This window comes from Paraburkholderia sp. SIMBA_054, from assembly GCF_046534875.1.
Taxonomy (GTDB): Bacteria; Pseudomonadota; Gammaproteobacteria; order Burkholderiales; family Burkholderiaceae; genus Paraburkholderia; species Paraburkholderia hospita.
Map to the genome: position 1 here is coordinate 1 of NZ_JAWRXV010000107.1, position 16468 is coordinate 16468.

13 protein-coding genes and 1 pseudogene are annotated in these 16468 nt (G+C 63.2%); 6 read left to right on the top strand and 8 right to left on the bottom strand.

The annotated features are described in order from the left end of the window. Positions 1 to 239: 239 nt before the first annotated feature. Positions 240 to 677 (top strand): annotated as a pseudogene (locus tag SB822_RS52555) (YciI family protein). Positions 678 to 708: 31 nt separating this feature from the next. Here the strand turns inward: SB822_RS52555 and SB822_RS52560 are convergent. The 4 genes from SB822_RS52560 to SB822_RS52575 are packed head-to-tail and all read right to left on the bottom strand — an operon-like array spanning position 709 to position 5001. Then, on the bottom strand, positions 709 to 1875 hold the full coding sequence (locus SB822_RS52560) for an ABC transporter permease (RefSeq protein WP_007580755.1): 1167 nt from the start codon (positions 1873 to 1875) through the stop codon (positions 709 to 711). 25 nt (positions 1876 to 1900) lie between these two features. Continuing rightward, positions 1901 to 3055, bottom strand: coding sequence for an ABC transporter permease (locus tag SB822_RS52565; RefSeq protein ID WP_410858498.1), 1155 nt, complete (start codon positions 3053 to 3055; stop codon positions 1901 to 1903). Between the two features lie 33 nt (positions 3056 to 3088). Then, positions 3089 to 3796 (bottom strand): ABC transporter ATP-binding protein, encoded by a 708-nt coding sequence (locus SB822_RS52570; protein WP_410858499.1) that lies wholly within the window; start codon positions 3794 to 3796, stop codon positions 3089 to 3091. Then, a complete protein-coding gene (locus SB822_RS52575) occupies positions 3793 to 5001 on the bottom strand; it encodes an efflux RND transporter periplasmic adaptor subunit (protein WP_410858500.1) in 1209 nt (402 codons plus the stop codon). Before SB822_RS52575 ends, SB822_RS52570 begins: the two co-directional genes overlap by 4 nt. Positions 5002 to 5309: 308 nt before the next feature. Here SB822_RS52575 and SB822_RS52580 point away from each other — a divergent pair, with 308 nt between their 5' ends. Further along, a complete protein-coding gene (locus tag SB822_RS52580) occupies positions 5310 to 6167 on the top strand; it encodes a class I SAM-dependent methyltransferase (RefSeq protein ID WP_410858501.1) in 858 nt (285 codons plus the stop codon). Between the two features lie 54 nt (positions 6168 to 6221). Here SB822_RS52580 and SB822_RS52585 read toward each other — a convergent pair whose 3' ends face one another. Then, a complete protein-coding gene (locus SB822_RS52585) occupies positions 6222 to 8057 on the bottom strand; it encodes a tannase/feruloyl esterase family alpha/beta hydrolase (RefSeq protein ID WP_410858502.1) in 1836 nt (611 codons plus the stop codon). A gap of 396 nt (positions 8058 to 8453) precedes the next feature. Between SB822_RS52585 and SB822_RS52590 the strand changes: the two genes are divergently transcribed. Then, positions 8454 to 9710 carry an MFS transporter gene (locus tag SB822_RS52590; protein ID WP_410858503.1) on the top strand — a complete coding sequence of 419 codons (1257 nt, stop codon included), beginning with the start codon at positions 8454 to 8456 and terminating at the stop codon, positions 9708 to 9710. A gap of 60 nt (positions 9711 to 9770) precedes the next feature. Here the strand turns inward: SB822_RS52590 and SB822_RS52595 are convergent, their stop codons facing one another. Beyond that, positions 9771 to 10268 carry a winged helix-turn-helix transcriptional regulator gene (locus SB822_RS52595; RefSeq protein ID WP_079488082.1) on the bottom strand — a complete coding sequence of 166 codons (498 nt, stop codon included), beginning with the start codon at positions 10266 to 10268 and terminating at the stop codon, positions 9771 to 9773. Positions 10269 to 10551: 283 nt separating this feature from the next. On the opposite strand from SB822_RS52595, the gene SB822_RS52600 reads away from it, so the two are divergent. Together SB822_RS52600 and SB822_RS52605 are read left to right on the top strand one after the other, a co-directional pair. Further along, on the top strand, positions 10552 to 11193 hold the full coding sequence (locus tag SB822_RS52600) for an isochorismatase family cysteine hydrolase (RefSeq protein WP_007580769.1): 642 nt from the start codon (positions 10552 to 10554) through the stop codon (positions 11191 to 11193). Next, positions 11190 to 12767: an aldehyde dehydrogenase (NADP(+)) gene (locus SB822_RS52605; protein WP_410858504.1), complete on the top strand. Its 1578-nt coding sequence runs from the start codon at positions 11190 to 11192 to the stop codon at positions 12765 to 12767. The genes SB822_RS52600 and SB822_RS52605 overlap by 4 nt, the downstream gene beginning before the upstream one ends. A gap of 54 nt (positions 12768 to 12821) precedes the next feature. Here the strand turns inward: SB822_RS52605 and SB822_RS52610 are convergent, their stop codons facing one another. Continuing rightward, positions 12822 to 13808, bottom strand: coding sequence for a PDR/VanB family oxidoreductase (locus SB822_RS52610; protein ID WP_410858505.1), 987 nt, complete (start codon positions 13806 to 13808; stop codon positions 12822 to 12824). A gap of 79 nt (positions 13809 to 13887) precedes the next feature. Then, complete coding sequence (locus SB822_RS52615) at positions 13888 to 15423, bottom strand: Rieske 2Fe-2S domain-containing protein (RefSeq protein WP_410858506.1); 1536 nt, start codon at positions 15421 to 15423, stop codon at positions 13888 to 13890. Positions 15424 to 15612: 189 nt separating this feature from the next. Between SB822_RS52615 and SB822_RS52620 the strand changes: the two genes are divergently transcribed. Beyond that, complete coding sequence (locus SB822_RS52620; RefSeq protein ID WP_410858507.1) at positions 15613 to 16281, top strand: GntR family transcriptional regulator; 669 nt, start codon at positions 15613 to 15615, stop codon at positions 16279 to 16281. Positions 16282 to 16468: the final 187 nt, after the last annotated feature.

Sequence of the window (16468 nt, forward strand, 5' to 3'; positions counted from 1 at the left end):
GCCTACTTTTCTTTGCGGCGGCAAAGAAAAGTAGGTGCCGCCCCGCACAGGGGCGACGCCTGAAGCACGAAGGCAAAACGCGGATGCCAGCGCAAAGGCAAAAGCACCGACCAGCAACGCCAACACCCAAAAGGCAAAAAAAAACCGAACCACGATGTCGCCCCCCCCCACCCTCACCCGTCGTCATAAATGAAACCCGCCATTCCGCGGTTCCAAACAGGTCAGACAGGAGAAAAAACATGCGAGTCATGGTAATCGTAAAAGCAACGAGCGACTCAGAAGCCGGCAAGATGCCCACGACCGAGTTGCTGACAGCAATGGGCCAATACAACGAAGAACTCGTGAAGGCGGGCATCATGCAGGCTGGCGAAGGCCTGCACCCAAGCTCCCGCGGCAAGCGTATACGCTTCTCGGGCGCAAACCGAACCGTAATCGACGGCCCGTTCGCAGAAACAAAAGAACTGATCGCCGGCTTCTGGCTCTTGTAGGTGAAATCGATGGAAGAAGCGGTCGAATGGGTCCGACGCTGCCCGAACCCGATGGAAGGCGATTCCGAAATCGAAATTCGTCAGGTCTTCTCGGCCGAAGATTTCGGCGACGAGTTCACCCCCGAGCTACGCGAGCAGGAAGACCGCCTACGCGCCGAGATCGAACAGCAAACGCACAAGCCAACGTAACGACAAAACCCGTCGGCGGCACGCAGCAAATTCACCGCGCACGCAACGCATCAACGATATTCATACGCGCCGCCCGCATCGCGGGCAAAAACCCGCCGACGAGCCCCATCGTCATCGAAAACGCCAGCGTCTTCAAAACAATCGCCGGCGTGAGGATGAACCGGAACGACAGGTCCGCAAAGGTCTGAAAATTCGTCGTGGAAAACGACGCAAATTGCATGAAGGCTGCGCATCCCAACCCCGCCAACCCGCCGACCAGCCCCAGCAGCACCGCCTCGATCAGAAACGCGGCCAGCACGCTCGCCCGCTGAAAGCCGAGCGCGCGCAGCGTGCCGATTTCGGCGACGCGATTGGCAACGGACGCGTACATCGTGATCATCGCGCCAATCATCGCGGCAATCGAAAAGATCGTCGACAGCGTAAAGCCGAGGATGTTGAGAAACGTCGACAGCGCCTTCGACTGGTCGCTATAGAACGTCTGCTCGCGCTTGGCCTCCTCCGCGAGACGCGGATCAACATCGATATCGGCCCTGAAGCGCTCGAACTGATCGGACTCCGCGATGCGCACCACCATCGACGAATAACTGGTGCGCCGGAACGACTGCATCAGCTGATCGACGTCGCCCCAGATTTCCGAATCGAAGCCGCTGCCGCCCGCATCGAAGGTGCCGACCACCGTCCAGTCGCGCTGCGCGAAACGCAGATGCTCGCCAAGCTGCGTGCCGCTGAAGCCTTTCGCGATGCTGCTGCCCACAATGATCTCCGACGAGCCCGGCGCAAACATGCGCCCCGACGCAAGCGTCACTTGTGGCCGCAAGCTCATCGCAGCAGGCGATACGCCGCGTATCACCACGTTCGACGGCTTGCCCGTGCCGAGCTTCAGCAGCGAGATCAGCACGACGGATTCTTTCGACGCCATCCGCTTGCCATCGCCGCCCATCGCCACGGCGGGATGCATCTCGATCACGTTGGCCTGGCCGCGGTCGATCGCGCTCTGCACTTCCGTTTCCGCGCCCTTGCGGATCACAACGACGTTGTCCGCTTCGCCCGTCGAAACGAGCGTTTTCTTGAGGCCCGCGTCGAGCATCAGCACCGTCGCGAACACGAACACCACGAGCGCGAGGCCACCCGCCGTGAGCGCCGTGGTCAGACGGCGCGTCCACAGGTTGCGGGCGATGTACGAAAGCGGGATGGCCACGTTGTGCTTGCCTTTAGCGTTGAACTCAGCCGATCGCCCGCAGGCCTTCGACGATCCGCACGCGCGCCGCCTGCAGCGCCGGAATGATGGCAGCAGCCAGCCCGACGACGAGCGCACACGCGGCCTGCTGCAGCATCGTTTCGCGCGACACGGTGAACACCGGGAACACGCCGCCCGTCGCCTGCTTGAAGAAGCTCGCAGCGGGTGGTGTCGCGAGCATGCCGAGGCCTGCACCGACCGTGCAGATGGTCAGCGACTCGCCGAACATCAGCAGCGCGAGAAATCCCGGCCCGAAGCCGAGCGCCTTGAGCGTCGCGTATTCGGTGGTGCGCTCGCGCGCGCTCATCGCCATCGCGTTCGCCATCACGGCCATGATGATCACGATCACCACGTACGACACGAGGCGGATCGCCGCAATGATCTGATTCGACATCGCGACGAAACCGAGTTGAAACGCCTGCTCCGTTTCCGTCAGCGTTTCGGCGAGCGAGTTCTTGAACACGTTGTCGACGTTGCGGGAAATCGCGGCGGCATCGTCAGGATTGTCGATGCCGAGCACGTACACGCCGACCTGATCCGCGCGCCGCCCCGGCATCTTGCGCACGGATTCGTTCAGATAGTCCCAGTGAAAGATCATCTGGCGCGTGATCGTGGATTCGTCGCGGCCATCCAGAATGCCGTGCACGACGAATTCCCACGTGCCCGGATAGATCGTCCCCTTGATGGGGATCACATCGCCGACCTTGAAGCCGTACGCGGTCGCAAGCTGCCTGCCGATCAGGCAGCCCTTGCGGTCGCGCTCGTAATCGGAACGCTGCTGCGCGGGCAGAATGAACTCAGGGTAAAGGTCGAGATAATTGTCCGACACGGCGAACTGCGCGAAGAAATTCTTCGGGTCGCGGTAAACGCCGCCGAACCAGTTCGAGCGCGCGACCAGCGTCACGCCCTCCACGCCGCGAATACGGTTCTCGTAGCTGAGCGGCAGCGGGAACGTCAGCGAAATCGAGTTGCGCGTCACGAGCCGCGCATTCGATGCGGCAGCCGCGCCCGCATACCACGCGTCAATCACGGTATGCAGCAGCCCGAACGCGAGCACGGCGATCATCAGGCCGAGCACGGTCAGCGTCGTGCGCAGCTTGTGCCGCAGCGCGTTGCGCGAAATCAGCTTCAGCAGGTACATGGCGGCGTGATTCCCGATACTCCCGCGCGCGCTTCAGCGAGCCGTGCCATCGATCAGCTCTCCCTTCTCCAGATGCACGAGCGCTCTCGCCGCGCCCGCCGCGTGCGCGTCGTGCGTGACCATGATGATCGTCTTGCCCAGTTCGCGGTTCAGGCGCTGCAGCATCGCGAGCACTTCTTCGGCGGACGCGCGGTCCAGGTCGCCCGTCGGTTCGTCGGCGACGATCAGCGTCGGGTCCGTGATCAGCGCGCGCGCAATTGCGACGCGCTGCTGTTGCCCGCCCGACAGCTCAGACGGGTAATGATGCGCGCGATTGCCCAGATTCACCATGTCGAGCACGAGCGCGACGCGCTCGCGCCGCTCCTTGCGCGTCAGGCGGGTGAGCATCAGCGGCAGCTCGATGTTTTCGAACGCCGTCAGCACGGGCATCAGGTTGTAGAACTGAAAGATGAAGCCGACGTGCGCCGCGCGCCATTGCGCGAGCGCGGACTCGTTGAGCCGCGTGATGTCCATCCCGCCGACGCGCAACTCACCGCCGTCCGGCCGGTCGATGCCCGCAATCAGATTGAGCAGCGTGCTCTTGCCCGAGCCCGACGGCCCCATCAGCGCGATGAAGTCGCCTTCGCCGATCGCCAGCGTGATGTCGGACAGCACGGGCACGGTCTGCACGCCGCGCCGGTACGATTTGACGAGATGCCGGATATCGACGAGCGACGGCGTTGCGTTGATCGGCTGGCTCACTGTTTCTTCGCCACGGTGACTTTGGCGCCGTCCTTGATGTGCTCGTTCGGCGCGCGCACCAGCACGTCGCCGGGACGCACGCCGCTCACTTCGACCAGTTCGCCGAGCGTCGCGCCTGTCGTGACGGGTACTTCGCGCACGCTGTCGTCCTTGACGACGAAGGCCACCTTGCGGCCGTCGCGCTCGACGATGGCAGCCGGCTGTGCCGCGACCACCGGCTTGCGGTCTTCCGGCAGCACCGGCTTCGAAAGAAACGCGATTTTCGCGCTCATGTCGGGCAGCACGCGCGCATCGCGATCGACGAAGCGCACCTTGACGAGCACCGTTGCTTTCGAACGGTCGACGGTCGGCACGATGCGCGACACGCTGCCCGCGAGGCGCATGTCCGGCAACGCGTCGAGCTGGATCTCGCAAGGCGCGTTCACGGCGATCTTGCCGATATTCGATTCAGCAACGTCGGCTTCGACTTCGAGCGTGTCCATGTCGGCGATCGTCACGACGGCGCCCTTGCTGTCCGAGGCCTGCGAAAACGGCGTGATGTTGTCGCCGACGTTCGCGTGCTTTTCGATCACTACGCCGTCGAACGGCGAACGGATCACGGTCTGATCGACAGCGACCTGCGCGGCCTGTGCGTTCGCCTGCGCAGCCACGATTGCGGCGCGGCTATTGTCGATCGACGCCACCGCCTTGTCGTAGCGCGCGACGTCGGCGTCGTATTGGGTCGCGGGGATCGCGCCGTTCGGCGCCAGGATTTTCGAGCGCCGCAGATTGACCTCGGCGTTCTTCAACTCGGCCTGCTGCAGCGCGAGGTTCGCCTGCGCGACCTTGATCTGCGCCTTCGCCTGCGCAAGCGACGCCTCGACGTCGTTGCTTTCAATCCGCGCGATGATCTCGTCTTTCTTCACGCGCGTGCCTTCCAGCACGCCGAGCCATTCGAGGCGCCCCTGCGCTTTCGACGAAACGGCCGCCTTGCGCTGCGGCACGACATAGCCCGTTGCATTGAGCAGCGTATAGGTTTGCGAGGGATAAGCCGACACCACGGTCGTCGTCTCGACGGTCTGCGGCCCGGCCAGCCTGAGGCCGACGACGAGCGCGACGACGAGGATCAGCGCGACGACCCCGTAGCCGATCCAGTTGCGCCGGCGGCCACCCGTGGCGACGGCTGGCCGGTCGATTTTCAGCCGCTTCAGATCGTGATCTGCCAATTTCTTATGTCGTTGCCGCAGGGTTGATGCTGTCGCGCGTCTCGACGCATCGCCACGCCGGCTACTTATAGTGTGTAAATGGGTCCACAGTATAGCGCCGCGCCCTGCCCGCGTCTGCCCGGGCCTGGCATCCCGCTTGCAAGGACACAGTGCTTGCGCGCAAAACGGCGGGAGTGCTTACGATTCGGGCCTCGCGTCGTGTGCGGTGTATGCGATAAGCATCCGGCTGCATTGCGCAAGTGTTGACAGGCATCCGCGCTAACGGTTTAGATTCTGGCCGTTGGTGTTCGATTTCCGAGGGAGACATCATGGAAGAAAAACAAACTGTCGCAGCGGACAGCACTGCCGTACGCGTCGCGCTGTGGCGTGCGATGCATGTTCAGGTCGACGCGCCGCCGCATGTGCTCGACGACGAAGTCGGTCTGCGGCTCGCCGCGCCCGACGCAAGCTGGCGCGAACGTCCCGACATGGATGCGCAGGGAACGCGCGGCTATCGCGCGTCGATCGTGGGCCGCGCGCGCTTCATCGAAGACCTCGTTGTGGAACAGGCGGATCGCGGCGTCGGTCAGTACGTGATCCTCGGCGCGGGTCTCGATACGTTCGCGCAGCGCAAGCCGCGCATCGCGTCGCGGCTGCGTGTCTTCGAAGTCGATCGGCCAGGCGCGACGTCGTGGAAGCGCGAGCGCCTGCTCGAACTGGATTACGGCATTCCCGACTGGCTGCGGCTCGTCCCCGTCGACTTCGAAGCCGGTCAGTCGTGGTGGGAACAGATTGCGGACGCGGGTTTCGATGCGAACGCGCCCGCCGTGATCGCATCGACGGGTGTCTCGATGTACCTGACGCGCGAGGCGAATCTGGCGACGCTGCGCCAGATCGCGAAACTCGCGCCAGGCTCGACGCTGGCGATGACCTTCCTGCTGCCGCTCGATCTGATCGATCCCGCCGAACGCGCGCAGCATCAGTTCGTCTATGAGCGCGCGCGGGCAGCGGGCACGCCGTTCGTCAGTTTCTTCAAGCCAGTCGAGATGCTCACGCTCGCGCGTGAAGCAGGTTTCAAGGGCGTCAAGCATGTGTCGACGGCCGATCTCGTCGAGCGCTATTTTGCGGGCCGGTCCGATGGACTAAGGCCGTCGACGGGTGAAGCGTTTCTCGTTGCGACCACCTGAAGGTTCATGGACCGCGCGCCGTCCGTCATGAAGAAGACGGCGCGCGGTCATTGCCTAGAACCCGTTGGCCGTCTTCCGATAGCTGCTCCAGTTGTTACCGCCCGTGCAGTTCAGCTGCGAGCCCTGCGCCTGGCACCACGCCTCATAACCCGGCGAGTAGAGCCACTCTCCCATCCAGTTCAGATCGACATGCGTGTCGCCTTGCGCCGACACGAAGTTAGACGCGTCGTCAGTGCTGCCCGAGCCGGTGTAGCGCGCTACGGCCGGATACGGAAATACCGGGCGTGTGCGCGTGGTTTGCCCCGTCGAATCGACGATCGACGCGACGATCTTGCCCGGCTTCGCGCCCGTCTCCGTCCATGACATCAGCGGCGTGAGGATATCGAACGTGTTCGGACCTTCCCCGCCGCCGCAATGCGCGACGCCCGGGAACAGATAGAGCTTCGCGAAGGCGTCGACGCGCTCGCTGCCCATCATGTTCTTCATCGCGGTGTAGTACTCGATCGTCGAGCGCGGCGAGATGTGCTGATCTTCGAGGCCATGCCACAACAGCAGCTTGCCGCCGCGACGTTCGAACGGATGCAGGTCGGGGTCGGTGGCTGCGAGATACTTCGAGGTCGACACGGTCTTCAGGAACGCATCGATCGTGAACTTCAGATCGCCGAACGCCGCCGACGCGTTCGATCCATTGAAGTAGTCGAGGAAGCGCAGGAACGGCATCACGAAGTTGATGCTGCCGCTCGGCCCTGCATCCGTTGCGGGCACGAAGAGACTCCAGTTCAGTTCCGAGCCCCATTCGCGCGAGACGAACGGCTCCAGACGCGCGCCGCTCGCATCGGTTGCGCCGTCGTGAATCTTGCGCACCACCGTCGCCTCGGCCGCCGACAGGCACGTCGACGCCGCCTGCCCTTTCGCGCACACCAGCGTCGCGGGATCGAAACGGCAGGCCTGTGGACGGTCGATCACGCCATCCGTCACGCCGTCGATACCATCGCACGCCTTCAATACGGCGGCATGGACGAGCGGCAGCTTGTCCGCGAGCAGAATGTATTTGCCCGTCTTCGGATCGATGTTCGCGGCGGCCGCCCAGCCGTGATGGAAGGTGTTCTGCACGATCAGATCATTGGCGGGCGCGCCTGCTGCAATGCCGTCGAAGTCGTCGGGAAAACGCTGCGCTTCCATCAGCGCTTCGCGCCCGCCATCGGAGCAACCGTCGAAGTACGCGTACTTCGCAGGCCGCGCGTAGAACTTGTTGATGATCGCCTTCGCCACTTGCGCCGTCGCGTGCTCCGCGCGATACGCGAAGTCGAGCTTCGCCTTCGGGTCGAGCGCCCATGACCCGTCGTTGCCGCCTTCGTGGCCCATGTCGGTTGCGGCCATCGCGATCTGTCCGTTGGTGACGGGCACGCAGGTCGAGGCCATCGGCGCGTTGACCGACAGGTTTCCGCAGAGCCCGCCGCATCCCGTTTGCAGATAGCGCTGGGTCCAGCCCTGCGTCGGCAGTTGCAATTCGAACAGCGACGCACCCGGTCCGATCGTGCCCTTCACGTCGCAAACGGGCGCGGGCAGCGTGCGCTGACCGACGGCCGTTCCCGCCGGCAGCACGACAGCCGAGGTGATCGTGACCGTGCCGTCCGTCACGCCGCTCAGGTCGAGTCCTGCGACGGCTGCGCAGTTCATCGCGGGCATCACGGCGGGCAGGCTGGCGAGGCCCGCTGCCGCGTGCGCGCCGGACGGCCAGGCCATTGCCGCCAGCAGCGACACGAGCAAGGCGAACGCGGCCAGCAGGCGGCGCATGAAGTCATGTTGCACACGTTCTGTCACACGCCCTGCGCTCGCCGCTGTCGGCAAGGCGCGCGCAAGCGATCCTGCGTTGCAGATCACACGCATCTCTGTCTCCTGTTGTCATCGGAATGCGGCGCTCGCGCGATGCGCCGCTAGCAGAACAAGGCAACCAGTTGCACGCTCAGGATAGCCAACGTAAGGGACGGACACGATTGCCAATTTGGCGCGGTCCAATCTGTTTTTCTTATCGGCGCACGGACGACCGCCGCGCTAAGGGTGCGCTAACTCTGCAACGGCAAAATCTTGCGGATGCACCGGGATAAGGCGTGTCAACGCGTGAAACCACGCGCCGAACGCGGGATTTGCAATCCGTCTGCCTGTTTTCAGAAGCGGTGATATGGTGCGCGCAATTGGCGGCGACGCGTGTCGTCGCCCGCTCACCTCAATGGTGCAGCGTGCGAACCGCACGCCATGCATCCATCATCGATCAGCGATAAAGACATGAACTTCGAAAACAACGCTTCGAGCAACTCGCTGGACGTCGCCGACGCGACGTCTTCACCGTTGCGAGCATGGCTTGCGGTAGCGTCGGTAACGATTGGCGCATTCGCCTTCGTGACGACGGAATTTTTGCCGGTCGGTCTCCTGCCGCAAGTCGCGCAGACCTTCGACGTATTGCCGGGCACAGCCGGCCTCATGGTGACGATTCCCGGCATCATGGCGGCTATCTCCGCGCCGGGCCTGATGCTCGCCGCCGGACGCGTGAACCGCCGGCTGATCCTGATCCTGCTTACCGTGATGCTGCTCGCGTCAAATCTGCTGTCGGCGTTCGCGCCGAATTTCCCGATGATGCTCGTGGGCCGCGCGCTGCTCGGCGCCGCGCTCGGCGGCTTCTGGACACTCGCGCTCGCGGCGGCGGGACGTCTCGTGAAAGCGCATGAAGCGGCCCGAGCGACCGCGACGATTCTCGCCGGCGTCACCTGCGCGACGGTGATCGGCGTGCCGCTCGGCACCTTCATCGCGAGTTTCGCTTCGTGGCGCATGTCGTTCATCGCGACGGCCGTGCTCGTGAGCGTCGCGCTGATCGCGCAGATGGCGCTGCTGCCGTCGCTGCCGTCGCAAGCAGCGTTGCGTTTCGCCGATCTCGTGACGCTCGTGCGCCGTCCGTTTCCGCGCAAGAGCCTGTTGATGGTCGCGCTGATTTTCGGCGCGCATTTCTCGTCGTACACGTATATCGCGCCGTTTCTGCAGAACGCGCATTTCAGCACGTCGACCATCACCGCGGTGCTGCTCGGCTTCGGCATCATCGGCTTCTTTTCAAACTTCGCGGTATCGACGTTCGTCGCGCGCAGGCTCAAGGGCTCGCTCGCCACGGTGACCGTGCTGCTGATGTTCGCGTTGCTCACGATGCCGCTGCTCAGCGACATGGCGCCTGTCGTGACGGGTATGGTGCTCGCGTGGGGCGTGGCGTTCGGCGCGATTCCGCTGTGCGTGAGCGTATGGATGCAGGAAGCCGCGCCCGATTTGCCCGAAGCGGGTTCGGCGCTGTTCGTCGGCATCATTCAGGTGGCGATTGCCGTCGGTTCGTCTGTGGGCGGCACGATCGTCGATCACGCCGGTATTCCCGTCGACTTCTGGTTCGGCAGCGTGCTCGCGATTCTTGGCCTCGTTACGCTGGCGAGTTTCCGCACCCGCAACAACGCCGCACAGGCCGCCGTGTCGGTGGCGTCAACGGAGGTTCAGACCGAGTGCGTCTGATGCGTGGAGCCCGGCGTCTTCACGTCGCGCTCTTTACATCCTCTACGTCCTTCAGGTCCTTCACTTCCGCTTGAACGCGGCGCGCCGCTCGGCGCGCTCGCTTGCGAACTGGCTGCTGAGCGTCGAGTCCAGGTCCTTTCGCTCGACGTGCACGCCACAGTTCGGGCACACGTTGCTCAGCCCGACATCATGGCCACACTCGCGATGCACGAAGCGCACCGCGATGTCCTCGTGCTTCTCCTTGCACCACGTTTCGCCCCACGCGCGCAGCGCGTGAATCACGGGATAAAACGCCCGCCCTTTCTCCGTCAGCCGATATTCGTAGCGCAGCGGCTTCTCGCTGTACGGATGGCGCTCGATCATGCCATCCGCTTCGAGCGACTTCAGACGCGTTGCCAGCATTTGCGGCGTCGCTTCCGTCTGGATCTGTATCTCCTCGAAACGCGCTGCGCCCATGTACAGCTCCCGCAGGACCAGCATCGACCAGCGGTCGCCGACGACATCCAGCGACCGCGACACCGGACACACCGTATTGGCCTTCTCCGCGACACGTGCCACGATCCCTCTCCCATCGAAACTCTTAATTTCATAGTAACACAAACGGGCATCGGCGTGCATACACACATGCTGTCTGCGCGCCTGTTGGCGGACCTTGGGGGCTGATCGGAAGCGATCGCAAATCGACCCGCAAAGTCACATCGCACTTTACACTATGATTTTCATAGTGATATGCTGCGTTCACGTTAGCGATGCGCGAGACGTCACGCATCGTCCGATCAAGGCAGCCGGCGCCGGGTGCGGAACGCGAATTCGTACGCACCCTTTTCGATGGAGAACTGAAATGCCCAATACTGTTTATCGCGCGGAGCGCACCGGCCTGTTGCTGGTCGATCCGTACAACGACTTTCTGTCGGAAGGCGGCAAGCTGTTTCCGATGATCAAGGAAATCGCCACCAACGTCCGCCTGCTCGACAACCTGCGCGCAACAGTCGCCGCCGCGCGCAAGGCCGACATCCAGGTGTTTTACGTACCACACCGCCGCTGGCAGCCGGGCGATTACGACAACTGGGATCATCCGAATCCGACGCAGCGTCTGGTTCAGCAGCGTCACACGTTTGCAAAGGGAACGTGGGGCGGCGAATGGCATCCCGACTTCGTGCCGCAGGAAGGCGACATCATCGTGCAGGAGCACTGGGCGCAAAGCGGCTTCGCCAACACCGATCTCGACTTTCAGTTGAAGCAGCAAGGCGTCACGCATGTGATCGCCGTCGGCCTGCTCGCCAATACGTGCATCGAATCCACCAGCCGCTTCGCGATGGAACTGGGTTATCACGTCACGCTCGTGCGCGACGGCACGGCCGCTTTCTCGGAAGCGATGATGCGCGCCGCGCACGAACTGAACGGCCCGACCTACGCACATGAAATCCTGACGACGGCCGAACTCATCGCCGCGCTGCCCGCAGCGCAAGGAGCACAAGCATGACACTCACTGGCAATCTGCTGATCGGCGCGCACGAGGTTGCTGCGACGGCCGGCACCATGAAGGCGCTGAACCCGGCGACGAATGCCGCGATCGAACCGGAGTTCGCGTTCGGCGGCGTCGCGGAAGTGAATCTCGCGGCGCAACTCGCCGACGATGCATTCGACAGCTTCAACAACACGTCACTCGACGAACGCGCCGCGTTTCTCGAACGCATTGCTGACGGACTCGATGCCGTCGCGCCTGAACTCGCGCAGCGCACATCGCTGGAAACGGGCTTGCCTGCCGCGCAGCTCGAAGGGGAAACCGCAAAAGCGGCCACGCAGTTCCGTCAGTTCGCGACTGTGGTGCGTCAAGGACGCTTTCGTCAGGCGACGATCGATCCCGCCCAGCCGGAGCGTCAACCGCGCGCGCGCATGGATCACCGGATGCAGAAGATCGCGCTCGGCCCCGTCGCGATTTTCGGTGCGAGCAACTTTCCGATTTCCTATTCGATTGCGGGCGGCGATACGGCATCCGCGCTGGCTGCGGGCTGTCCTGTGATCGTGAAGGCGCACAACGCGCATCCGGGCGCATCCGAAATCATGGGCCGCGTGATCCAGCAGGCCGTCGAAGCATCGGGCCTGCACGAAGGCGTGTTTTCGATGCTGCGCGGCGGCGGCAATGAAATCGGCGAAGCGCTCGTCGATCATCCGCTGATCAAAGGCGTGACGTTCACAGGCTCCGAAGCCGGCGGCATGGCGCTGTTCCGGCGCGCGCAGCAGCGTCCTGATCCGATTCCCGTCTTCACGGAAATGACGAGCGTCAATCCGACCTTCGTGTTGCCGGCTGCGCTTGCCGCGCGCGGCGGCGCAGTCGGCGATGGCTTCGGCGAACGCATGCTGGTCAACGTCGGGCAAGCGTGCCTGAAGCCCGCGATCCTGCTTGCGATCGACGGCCCCGGCTACACGGAACTGCGGCAGGTGCTGATCGCCCGCGTCGAAGCGATGCACGCGCGCACGATGCTGACGCCCGGCATCTGGAAGTCGTACGGCGAAAACCTGGAGCGGCGCAAAGGCGCGGGCGCGGAACACATCGCGGCGGGCGGCAATGCGCAAGGTGCATGGGACGGCCAGGCGGCGCTGCTCGAAGTCGACGGCGCGCGCATGCTTGCCGATACGTCGCTGTCGGAAGAAGTGTTCGGTCCGGCTGCGCTGCTCGTGCGTGTGTCGGATGTCGAGCAATTGATCGCGATCGCAAAGCAGTTTCGCGGCCAGTTGTCGGCGACGATGCAGATCGATTCCGCCGATCATGCGCTCGCCGCGCGCCTGTTGCCCGTGCTCGAACGACGTACGGGACGCATCGTGATCAATGCGTTCGCGCATCCGCAGGAAGTGTCGTATGCGTCGATTCACGGCGGCCCGTTCCCGGCGACTTCGGACAGCCGCTTCACGTCGGTCGGCATGACGTCGATCGAGCGCTTTCTGCGGCCTGTGTGCTATCAGGGTTTTCCGGACGATCTGCTGCCTGAAGCATTGAAGCATGAGAATCCGCGCGACCTGTGGCGTCTCACGGATGGCGAGTTGTCGAAAGCCTGATCGCTTTCGATGAAGTGAAGCCCGCGCACGGTGAACGTGTGCGGGCTTTTAAGCTTAAAGATCCAGCACCAGCAGCTCGCTTTTCGCGCGCGAGACGCACAGCGTCAGGAAGTTCTGCTGGTCGTCGGCGTCGAGAATGCAATCCTGATGCTCGACTTCACCGCTCAGATAACGAACCTTGCACGTCGCGCACAAGCCGGCTTCACACGATGTCTGCACGCCAACGCCCGCTGCCTTGAGCACATCGGCGATGCTCTTGTCGATGGGAACGGGCAGGCGTTGACCCGTGCTCGCGATCTCGACGGTGAATTCACCCGGCTTTCGATCAGCAGGTGCGATCGCGCGCTCCGGCGCCTTGAAATGCTCGCAATGCACAGCATCGCTCGGCCAATGGCCGGACGCGTCAGCGCATGCGCGCATGAAGCCCGCGGGACCGCAATAGTAGACATGTGTGCCGTCTTGCGCCTCATCGCGCAACAGTGCCGCGATATCGAGGCCACGCGCCGGATCGCCGCCGTCGAAGTGAAAATGCAGCCGCTCCCGTTCGACGAACGCCTGCAATTCATCCGTGAACGCCGCGCATTGCGCATCGCGCGCGCAGTAGTGCAGCTCGTAGTCCACGTCATCCGTATTCGAGAGCTGATGCGCCATCGACTTGAGCGGCGTCACGCCGATCCCGCCCGCGATCAGGATTACCTTGCGCGCTCCTTGCGCGAGTTCGAAGTTGTTGCGTGGCACGCTCACGCGCACACGGCCCTGCACCTGCAACTGTTCGTGAACGGCCTTCGATCCGCCGCGCCCTTTCTCATCGCGCAGCACCGCGATCACATAACGATGCCGGTCCGTGGGTGAATTGCACAGCGAATACTGGCGGATGACACCGTTCGCAAGATGCACGTCGATATGTGCGCCCGCCGTGAATGGCGGCAACTCCGCGCCTTCGGGATCGACCAGTTCATACGACTGGATATTGCGGCCTTCGTAGCGGACCTGCCGCACGAACAACTCCAGCGTCGCCGCTGCCTGATTGAATGCTGTCAATTGATGTCTCCTTGCACTTGCGTTCGCGCTGCCTGCCGATGCGGCGCCACATCACTGATGCGGGCGCGCATCACTGCTGCTAGCGCGTCGACTGCTCCAGCTCATCCATCTTTGCGCGCACGAACGCGGCCCGCTCATCGCCCTTCAGGTGATCGCTCTGCGTGAGAATCGCGACGACCGCTTTCGAAATGCGGCGGCGTTGCGCGACCTCTTCTTCGACGGTCGCAGCCTCGGGAATCTCGAACACGTTGCCGGAGCAATAGCTGTTCGGCGTGGCGCCGACATCGCGCAGCCACTGCGCAAACTCCGCCGGCGACGCCGCCGGGTTCGTGCCGCGCACGGCATCGCGCAGCATCTTGCGGAACAGATAGAGGCCGGCGTCGAACTTGGTCGGATGTTCGAGCGAATGCACGGCGATCGGGCGTTGGCTGATGATCGCTTCGTAATCGCCCGGCGCGTACTGCGCGTCCTTGTAGTGCGCGCGCTCGCGATGGTTGGGCGGAATGGGCGGCATGTCTTCGAGCTTGTACTTGCCGAAGCGCTCGGGCCTGCGCATCGCCACCTGGCCTTCGAGGAAGTCGATGGTTTCATAGCCGACCATCGACTTGTCGCCGACGCCGCGCGTATCGACGCCCGGGCCCATCACGCGCCAACCGATCATCTTGCTGTTCTCGTCATCGACGGGCACCGTCCAGCGGATCATATGAAAGCGGCTGAACAGCTTCTTGTTCAAACCGTCTTCGGATGTGTACGCGTGCAGGCTCAGATTCGGCAGCACCTGATGCTGGACACGCACGAACAGATGATCCTTGTCCGCGCGGCGCGCGCCCGCGCAGGCGAGACTGCGGCCTTGCTGCACGGGAATGAACTGCATGTCGGGCGGCACTTCCATCGATGCCGCGCCGACTTCGTCGAACGTCGTGCCCTGATAGTGGCCGCCCACGACGTTCCTGCCCGCGTGCAACGCGGCCGTGTGGTAGTTGTCGGCGGCGTTGTCCTGGACCTGCAACCAGTTGCAGTGCTGGAAGTTGCTGTAGGGGACGAGCTCGTCCGTCGGCAGCACGGTGAAGTTGCCTTCCCACTCGGGAAACGGCGGCTCTTCTTCGGGCGGGCCCATGTAGGCGAACACGAGGCCGTTGCGCTCGACGGCCTTGTAAGCGCCCTGACGGATCGAGCATGCGTACTTCTCGGCTTCCGCCTCCTCGCCCTTCGGAAACGGCGCATGCAGACAGGTGCCGTCGACGTCGAACACCATGCCGTGATAGCAGCACTGGATGCCGCGCTCCTGGATCGCGCCGTATTCGAGCGACGCGCCGCGATGCACGCAATGCGCATGCAGCAGGCCGACGCGGCCACTGCCGTCGCGGAACGCGACCAGCTCTTCGTTCAGGATCTTCAGGAAACGGGGCGTGTCGGTGAGTTCCATCGACATGCAGACGGGATGCCAGAAGCGGCGCATGTATTCGCCCGTCGGCGTGCCGGGACCCGTCTCGGTCAACTCGACATCGTGTGTCGGAATCTTGTTCGTGTGGTAGCCGCCGTAGGGAATCAGCTTCTTCACCACGGTGCCGCCCGCGCTGCCGCCCTTCTCCATCTGCTCCGACTTGATCGTCATGACCGCTCCTTTTGACTGTGGGTAAGTGAAGACCGCCGTTTTGACTGCCTTCCGTCGTTTGAATACGGATACCGAACTCTGTATACAGATATTAAGCATGTGACGAATCCGCGCCAATCAAGGTTTACACCTAAGGTTGACCGGTTTGCGACCGAGATGTAGTCTGTATCCAAAGTACAGAGGCTCACGATGACAATGAAGTTCGAAAAGCTGCAGGTCCGTCCCGACTATGTCGAGGAGGTGTATCGCGTGCTTGCCGATGCGATTAGCGACGGATCACTCGCGCCCGGCACGCGATTGACGCAGGAAGAGATCGCGGAGCAGTTCGCGGTGTCGCGTTCACCCGTGCTGCAGGCGCTGCGTCTGCTGAAGAAGGACGGGCTGGTGCAGGATGCGCCGGGGCGCGGAGTGCTGGTGGCGCCACTCGATGTCGAATGGACGAGTCATCTGTACCAGGTGCGCGGCGCGCTCGATACGCTTGCTGCGAAGCTTGCCGCTGAGCGCGGCGCTGTGATCGATAGCGCGCTGATCATGCGCGGGCGGCTGGTGTCGAAGGGCAAGGATGTGAAGGCGATGATCGATGCCGATATTGCTTTTCATTCGGCTATTTATGAGGCGTCGGGGAATCCGCTGATCGTTGAGAGTGCGCAGTTGCATTGGGTTCATTTGCGCCGGGTGATGGGCGCTGTGCTGCAGTCTTCGCGGTTGCGGGATTCGATCTGGGATGAGCATCAGGGCATCGCTGATGCAATCGCGGCGCGCGATGCCGCACGGGCTGCTGAGCTTACCGAATTGCACACTAGCAGTGCGAGGCAGAATCTTGTTGCCAGGCTTGAGGAGATGCTGAAGGCTGGGTGATTTTTTTGTCTGCGACGCTGGTTGGGCTTTTCGCTGGCATCCGCGGGTTGACTTCGTGGCACGGCTGGTTTGGTGGCTTTGGGTTTTCGCTGGCATCCGCGTTATGCCTACGTGCTTCACGCGTTGCCCCTGTGCGGGGCGGCACCTACTTTTCTTTGCCGCCGCAAAGAAAAGTAGGCAAAAGAAA

Excerpts from the sequence above, each read along its gene's own strand:
- SB822_RS52600 (WP_007580769.1), top strand. The coding sequence starts at position 10,552 with ATGCCCAATACTGTTTATCGCGCGGAGCGCACCGGCCTGTTGCTGGTC.
- SB822_RS52615 (WP_410858506.1), bottom strand. The coding sequence starts at position 15,423 with ATGACGATCAAGTCGGAGCAGATGGAGAAGGGCGGCAGCGCGGGCGGC.
- SB822_RS52605 (WP_410858504.1), top strand. The coding sequence starts at position 11,190 with ATGACACTCACTGGCAATCTGCTGATCGGCGCGCACGAGGTTGCTGCG.
- SB822_RS52590 (WP_410858503.1), top strand. The coding sequence starts at position 8,454 with ATGAACTTCGAAAACAACGCTTCGAGCAACTCGCTGGACGTCGCCGAC.
- SB822_RS52620 (WP_410858507.1), top strand. The coding sequence starts at position 15,613 with ATGACAATGAAGTTCGAAAAGCTGCAGGTCCGTCCCGACTATGTCGAG.
- SB822_RS52580 (WP_410858501.1), top strand. The coding sequence starts at position 5,310 with ATGGAAGAAAAACAAACTGTCGCAGCGGACAGCACTGCCGTACGCGTC.
- SB822_RS52565 (WP_410858498.1), bottom strand. The coding sequence starts at position 3,055 with ATGTACCTGCTGAAGCTGATTTCGCGCAACGCGCTGCGGCACAAGCTG.
- SB822_RS52585 (WP_410858502.1), bottom strand. The coding sequence starts at position 8,057 with ATGCGTGTGATCTGCAACGCAGGATCGCTTGCGCGCGCCTTGCCGACA.